The 1,455-nt window shown below is 40.5% G+C and carries 2 protein-coding genes; both read left to right on the top strand.

The features are described 5' to 3' along the window. The coding region (locus KIV41_RS24780) for a hypothetical protein (RefSeq protein ID WP_285337859.1) at window positions 1–819 on the top strand (819 nt) is incomplete at its 5' end. A 140-nt stretch (window positions 820–959) separates the two neighbouring features. Continuing rightward, window positions 960–1,364, top strand: a complete 405-nt coding sequence (locus KIV41_RS24785; protein WP_228770409.1) for a hydrolase — start codon at window positions 960–962, stop codon at window positions 1,362–1,364. Window positions 1,365–1,455 lie beyond the last annotated feature (91 nt).

A 1,455-nucleotide genomic window follows, 5' to 3' on the forward strand; every position in this document is an offset into this window, starting at 1 on the left:
CTTAATGCGGCGTTAGGCTTTTTTAACAAGTTCGGAGTAGTATTGAAAAATTTAAGAAAGTTAGTTCATTACGGACTGTTAGTTATCTTGTTTGGTATTTGTTTCCAATCTGTGTTTGAAGTGCAGGCACGCAAAAAACTGAGTCTTCAGTTAGAAAACAAGATTCAGCAGTATGAAAGCAAAACTGTGGAATCTTTCAAAGAGATTGAAGCGCTTTTTAATTTGCCCGTGTACTCGGATGAATCACACAGTTATGAAGCAAACGAGTATGTTTACACTTACCGACGTATCAAAAATTACTTGGACGAATCACAAGTATCAACAGTTGATGTTCAAGTCTTAAAAGCAAACCAAGCTTTATTGCTTGCTGTTAGAGAAATCGGGTTGCAAATGAGTACAACTGAAGCCGGCAAGGTTGCAAGTGATCCTCTGATCTTTATCTATGAGAATTTATCTAAAAACGTGACGTTTGGTGAGGGTGCGGATCGCCTTTCAATACCTTTTTTTCCTGTCTTAAGCGATTCAACATTATTTCTAATTGCTCTTACTTGTGCTGGAGCTGTTGGTTCTGCGTTTAGGGCAATAAATGATATCCAGACAGCATTTGTTCGTCCGTTTTTAATAGGCTCAATCACCGGCTTTGTTGTTTTTCTCGTACTTCAAAGTGGTGTGTATCTCGTGTTTGCCGATGTCCGCACAGCATTGGTTGACTTTAATATGTATACAAACACACTTTTTGCCTTTGGTGCTGGGTTCTTTAATAACGAGTTAATCTCTTTTGTAAGGCAAAAATTAGTCAGTGCAACAGGACAAGCCTAACAAAGCGTTTAAGACGGATTCACAACGCTTGGCATTTTTGGTTTGTATCAGCTTAAGTGTTTACGGCACAATGGTTTAGGTTAGGTGGTTGCGTTGTTCACCACTTAACGCGGCGTTATGTGCTTTGGGAGAAAATGGAAATGGATATTCCCGACAGATTCAAAAATGTAAGATACGTTTCATCCCGCATTCCGGGTTGCAAAGATGATTCAGACTTAACGCTTGGAGCTAACTGTCAGGTCTTTGCTTATAACCTGCTCAGAGACTTCGGTCTAAATCCACCTAACTACCGTTCTAGTGAATTGTGGGATGACTCGGAGTTTAGTGAGGTGGTTATTGAGTTTAAGCCGCTAGATATCATGATGTACAACGACTCTACTGACTCATACGGCGCACACGTTGGGGTGTATGTCGGTAATGGACTCGTCTACCATCTTTCTTTATCCAATGGCGTACCCATGTTTGAGCGCCATTTAGACTTACTTCAACAAAGTAGGTATCAGTTTTTTATTGGCGCTAAGCGTATAAAACAGTTTGGTGCATAACGTAAGCACGCACATAACAAACTGTTCAAGAGGGATTCGCAACGCGTGGCACTTTTACTATGCGTTGGTTTTAGTGATTAAGGTGGTATGC

The organism is Vibrio sp. D401a, assembly GCF_030248515.1.
Taxonomy (GTDB): Bacteria; Pseudomonadota; Gammaproteobacteria; order Enterobacterales; family Vibrionaceae; genus Vibrio; species Vibrio rotiferianus.

Coding starts and splice junctions, on each gene's coding strand:
- KIV41_RS24785 (WP_228770409.1), top strand. CDS start 960: ATGGATATTCCCGACAGATTCAAAAATGTAAGATACGTTTCATCCCGC.